The organism is Aquisalimonas sp. (assembly GCF_007120195.1).
Lineage (GTDB): Bacteria > Pseudomonadota > Gammaproteobacteria > Nitrococcales > Aquisalimonadaceae > Aquisalimonas.
In genome coordinates this window covers 1-5,235 of record NZ_SKOG01000262.1, presented here as the reverse complement: position 1 = coordinate 5,235, position 5,235 = coordinate 1, and the positions used below count along the sequence as shown (strand labels likewise).

The window sequence follows — 5,235 nt, the reverse complement described above, 5'->3', positions numbered from 1 at the left end:
TACCCGTAGCACGCCGCAGGGTGGATTAGGCGAAGCCGTAATCCACCGTCAATGACATGGCGCCGCAGGCGCGCAACCCAAGCTGCGTGTGTGCGCCCTTGGCGCGGATTGTTTGACGGTGCATTACGCTGGCGCTAATGGCACCCTACGCCCTTCGATCGGCCGCGTTGCCATGGCGGCTGGACTCGGTACCCGTAGCACGCCGTAGGGTGGATTAGGCGAAGCCGTAATCCACCGTCAATGACACACCGCCGCAGGCGCGCAACCCAAGCTGCGTGTGTGCGCCCTTGGCGCGGATTGTTTAACGGTGCATTACGCTGGCGCTAATGGCACCCTACACCCTTCGATCAGCCGCGGTGCCATGGCATGGCTGGCCCCGGTACCCGTAGCACGCCGTAGGGTGGATTAGGCGAAGCCGTAATCCACCGTCAATGACATGGCGCCGCAGGCGCACAACCCAAGCTGCGTGTGTGCGCCAGCGGCGCGGTCAGCCTGTTCTTCGGCGTGCCCTGTCCCATGCCGGTGTTCGCGCGTTCCTGGGAACGCGGCGTGGACTTCAGCTGAAAGGCTCTAGTCTTCACCTCCCAACGCCCGCTGCCCCGCCCAATCGCGCGCAAACTGCCACGCCACGCGGCCACTGCGCGAGCCGCGTTCCAGGGCAAAGCGCAGGGCGTCCTCGCGCACCGTCTCGGGCTCGGCACTGACGCCGAAGCGTTCCAGCCAATTGTGCACGATGTCCAGATAGGCGTCCTGGCTGAAGGGGTGGAATGAGACCCACAGCCCGAAGCGCTCAGAGAGCGAAATCTTCTCCTCCACCGCCTCGCCGTGGTGGATCTCGCCGTCCACGTTGTGGGCTTCCTCGTTCTCCGCCATGTACTCCGGTATCAGGTGTCGGCGGTTGGACGTGGCGTAGATCAGCATGTTCTCCGGCGCCGAGCTCACGGAGCCGTCCAGCATGGCCTTCAGCGCCTTGTAGCTGGGGTCGTCCGCCTCGAAGGAGAGATCGTCGCAGAAGACGATGAACCGCTCCGGGCGACCGCGCACGAGCCGTGCCACGTCCGGCAGATCCATCAGCTCGGCCTTGTCCATTTCAACCAGACGTAGGCCTCCGCCCGCGTGGGCGTGCAGCAGCGCCTTTACCAGCGAGGATTTCCCCGTGCCGCGGGACCCCCAGAGAAGGGCGTTGTTCGCGGGCAGCCCGCGCAGGAACTGCCGGGTGTTGCGCTCCAGCCGCGCTTTCTGGCGCGAGACATGGCGCAGCGCGTCCATGTCGACGGCGTGGGGTTCAGGGATGGTTTCCAGAAACCCCACCCCCAGCCGGCGCCGCCAGCGAAACGCCGTGCTGGCGGTCCACTCCGGCGCCGTGTGGCCCGGTGGCAGCAGCTGCTCGACTCGCTCCAGCAGCAGTTGCGCGCGCTCGAGGAAGTGCTCCAGGCGGTCCATCAGCCGCGGCCCCTACCAGTCCAGATCATCTGGGATGGGGAATTCACGGTAGAGTTCGTCCTCCTCGTTGCTGTCGGTGCCGGTGACCAGTGCCACGAACATGGTGGCATCCCGCGCCTGCAGCCGGGGCACCACGGCGGCCGGGACCAGGTGGAAGCGGCCCTTGCGCTCCACGATGCCCAACTCGCCGGCGCTGAGCCGCTTTTGTTGCGCCGGGGTGACCTCCAGATTGCGGACTTTGCCGTCGCGGGTGAAATGGAAGGGGACTGTCCCCTCCCGGGTTGAGAGCGCGTGCTCGCGCAGCAGGTCCTCGATCTGCGCCGCGGCGGATTTCTGCTTTTTCTTCTGCTCCCGTTCCTGGTTCAGCGCCCGATCCCGCTCGGCCTTTTCCTCCCGGGCCCGCTGCACTTGTTCCTGGCGTGCAGCCGCCTCGGGATCGGGCTGGCCCTTGCGGGCCCCCTTCGCCTTCTTGCGCTGTGCGCGTTTTTCCTTCTCCGCCTGACGGTTTTTCTTCTCGTCGACCAGTCCCGTTTTCAGCAGTTGCTCGCGAAGTGAATTACTCATGCACACATGTCCATCGGCCTGGTTCGTCGGTTCGGGGCCTGCACGGGAGCCGTTCAGCGATTCCGGATGGCAGGCATGCCACCGTGCAGTGTACTAAGGTCGCGGCGCCCGCCGCCATCGTCCGGTGGCATTCGCGCCTTGCCGCGGCAAGGGGTCGCCCATCAGCGGCCGGTTCGTCCACCCGTGGAGCGGCCGATCTTCAGGCCGACCTGGGTAATACGCCCCCCCTCCATGGCGCGGACCACAAATTCCATGTTGTTCAGCTGGACCCGGTCGCCGACCACGGCCTGCTGCTTGAACAGGCGCAACAGGTACTCCCCCAGGGTCTCGCGGGAGTGGGCCTGATCGGGGATCGTCACGCCGTAGGCACTGGCGAGGGCCGACAGCGGCGTATCACCGTTGAGCACGAATTCACCGAAAAAGGCATGCTCCTCCAGGCGCGCCGGCCCGTGGGCGGTGACGAAAATACGGTCCAGATCCGGCAGAGACTGCGGCCTGGTGAGAATGTACAGGTAATCCTCGGCGCGCAGGATCTCATCCTGAAACTCCCGGATGAGCTTGCCGTCGCGGATCAGGGCGACCACCTGGCTGCCGCGCGGCAGCCGGAGTCGCCCGATCAATTTGTACAGCGCCGGGCTGTCTGAGGCCAGGTGATAGCCCACCATTTCGTATTCCACCTGCCCCGGAAGGTCGAGCTCGAGCCGGTGGACCACACGGGATCGGGGCGGTACGTCGAGCTCCAGCCAGCGTGCGACGGGGGCGACAGTCCAGCCCTGCAGGACCAGGGACAGCAGCACGACAAAGAAGGCGATGTTGAAGTAGGTGTCCGCATCGTCAACGCCGGCGAGCAGGGGGAACAGCCCCAGGAGGATGGGCACCGCCCCGCGCAATCCGACCCAGCCGATGAACGCCTGCTCTTTCAGCGGGAAACTAAACGGTAACAGGGAGATAAAGACCGCCAGCGGCCGCGCGATGAACAGCAGCACACCGGCAACCACAAGCGCCTGGGGCGCGACCTCCACCAAATCCGAAGGCAAGATCAGCAGTCCCAGCATCAGGAACATGACGATCTGCGCCAGCCAGGCCATGCCGTCGTGGAATCGGCGGATGTTTTGCGCGCTCTGCAGCCGCCGGTTACCGAGGATAATGCCGGCCAGGTAGACGGCGAGAAAGCCGCTGCCCCCGATTACCGCCGCCAGGCCGAAGATCAGTAGGGCACCGGAGATCGCCAGCAGTGGATACAGCCCGGGTGTCAGCGGCACGCGGTTGATGGTTGCCCCGAGCGCCAGCCCCCCGAGCACCCCGGCCACGCCGCCAATGCCCATCTGCTGCGCGAATTCGATGACCAGGCCGCCGCCCAGACTGCCGTGCTCGCTGAGAATGATCTCGATAAAGGCAATGGTCAGGAATATGGCCATGGGGTCGTTGCTTCCGGACTCGATCTCCAGAGTGGCGCCAGTGCGCTCCTTGAGTTCAAGGCCGTGGGCATGGAGGAGGTAAAACACGGCGGCGGCGTCCGTTGAGCCGACGATTGCGCCAATGAGCAGCCCGACCATGGGCGGCAGGTCAAAGATCCAGGCGGTGAGCAGGCCGGTGATGGTGACCGTGAGGATGACGCCCAGCGTGGCGAGGACGAGGGCGGGGCGCAGGCCCACGCGGAAGCTGGCCACACGGGTGCGCAGGCCGCCGTCAAAGAGAATGACGGCCAGGGCCAAGCTGCCGATAATGTGGGCTGCCTGGTAATCGTCGAAGGGTACCCCGCCAGGGCCCTCTTCTCCCACCAGCATGCCGATGACGAGAAAGACCAGCAGGAGGGGAGCACCGATTCGGCTGGAGATCACACTGGCAAGGATGCTCGCGACGAACAGCAAGCCGCCCACCAGGATGATTTGGTTGGTTAGATCCAAACGCGTTCCCCGAGTGCCCAGCTCGCGACTGGCGCCATGCAAACGGTGGGCATTATAGCGGATCGGCCGGAGCAGTGTCCGGCGCAAAAAAACGCCCGCCAGGGGCGGGCATTCTCAGCCGGGGCCGTCAGAGGCTCAGGAACTTGTCTCGGTGGTGGAGCCGCTCGCAGCGCCTTTCTTGCTCTCCTGCCGCCGGGTGGGCTTTTTGGCAGGCTGTGGCTCGGCGGTGGTCACGCTCTCCTGGGTGGACTTCTGCAACTCCTCGGCGAAGCCGCGGTTGAGATTCACGAATTCGTTCACGTCCGCACTGACCTTTTCGCCCAGAGACTTGGCCACATCCATTTGCTTGGTGACATAGTCCTGCAGGCTCTGCGGGTCGTGGATCCCCTGCATGGCGCGAAGATTCTCGATGCTCAGCTCGGAATACTGCTTCAGCGCCTCAACCTGAAAATCGGCGATTCGGGCAAAGTGATCCAGCATCGTGCCCTGCGCTTTGAACATCGGGTTCAGTACCTGTTCCATCTGCGCGTTGGTTTGTTCAAACATCTGCGTATACATCCATCCACACTCCTGTTGGCGAAGGACCCCTGAGTCCTTTCTGCGGCGCAGCATAGGCTACAGCCTGATGCAATACAACATCTATTTTTATTTATGTTTTCCGAACCTTAACCAGCACGGCCCCTTCCATGAGGCGCCTCGCGGTGCGAACCACGCTCACCCGGTCGGCGTACCATTGGCCGCCCCGGCAGGTGACCGCAGCGTCCACCTCCAGACGGCCGGCGGTATGGCCCAGCCGGATACTCCCCGCACGCGGTCGGGCCGCTGCATTGACGACGGTTCCCGGGATGCGCGCGGCAACGGCCAGGGCAATGGCGCCGGTGCCGGTGAACGCGTGGTGTAGTCGCCCCATGGAGAGAATGCGGCCGACGACATCCAGCGTATCCGCGGTGTGGGTCTGCCCGGCGCTATCGCGCATGGGGCAAGGAGGTGCCACGAACGCCACCTTGGGCGTGGCCGGGCGGGTCCGGCGCACGGTCGCTGGTGCATCGGCCAGGCCCATGGCAACGGCTCCGGCACAACGGATCGCTTCCAGCATCTCCAGAAGCGTCGGGTCGTCGATGTCTCCGGGCTGTTCCGTGCCCTTGAGCCCGACGTCCGCGGCGCGGATAAACACCGTGGGGTTGCCCGCGTGGATCAGGGTCGCCTCCAGCGAACCAAGGCCCGGGATGCTGAGCGTATCCCGCGGACGGCTGGTCGGCAGGACCGGTCGAGGTTCCGGGGCGCCGAGGAAGTCCAGCCGGATGCCCGCACCGTAGCCTGG

General features: G+C 65.1%; 5 protein-coding genes. All 5 read right to left on the bottom strand.

Translation table 11 applies throughout. The features are described from left to right. Nucleotides 1-570: 570 nt before the first annotated feature. A complete protein-coding gene (locus QZT63_RS18135; protein ID WP_290653191.1) occupies nt 571-1,443 on the bottom strand; it encodes an ATP-binding protein in 873 nt (290 codons plus the stop codon). Nucleotides 1,444-1,455: 12 nt separating this feature from the next. Continuing rightward, nucleotides 1,456-2,007: a DUF2058 domain-containing protein gene (locus QZT63_RS18130; RefSeq protein WP_290653190.1), complete on the bottom strand. Its 552-nt coding sequence runs from the start codon at nt 2,005-2,007 to the stop codon at nt 1,456-1,458. A 161-nt stretch (nt 2,008-2,168) separates the two neighbouring features. Then, nucleotides 2,169-3,914, bottom strand: coding sequence for a potassium/proton antiporter (locus QZT63_RS18125; RefSeq protein WP_290653189.1), 1,746 nt, complete (start codon nt 3,912-3,914; stop codon nt 2,169-2,171). A gap of 135 nt (nt 3,915-4,049) precedes the next feature. After that, nucleotides 4,050-4,460: a phasin family protein gene (locus tag QZT63_RS18120; RefSeq protein ID WP_290653188.1), complete on the bottom strand. Its 411-nt coding sequence runs from the start codon at nt 4,458-4,460 to the stop codon at nt 4,050-4,052. A 103-nt stretch (nt 4,461-4,563) separates the two neighbouring features. Next, a partial coding sequence (locus QZT63_RS18115) for a PrpF domain-containing protein (RefSeq protein WP_290653186.1) occupies nt 4,564-5,235 on the bottom strand: 672 nt, incomplete at its 5' end.

Excerpts from the sequence above, each read along its gene's own strand:
- QZT63_RS18130 (WP_290653190.1), bottom strand. The coding sequence starts at position 2,007 with ATGAGTAATTCACTTCGCGAGCAACTGCTGAAAACGGGACTGGTCGAC.
- QZT63_RS18135 (WP_290653191.1), bottom strand. The coding sequence starts at position 1,443 with ATGGACCGCCTGGAGCACTTCCTCGAGCGCGCGCAACTGCTGCTGGAG.
- QZT63_RS18120 (WP_290653188.1), bottom strand. The coding sequence starts at position 4,460 with ATGTTTGAACAAACCAACGCGCAGATGGAACAGGTACTGAACCCGATG.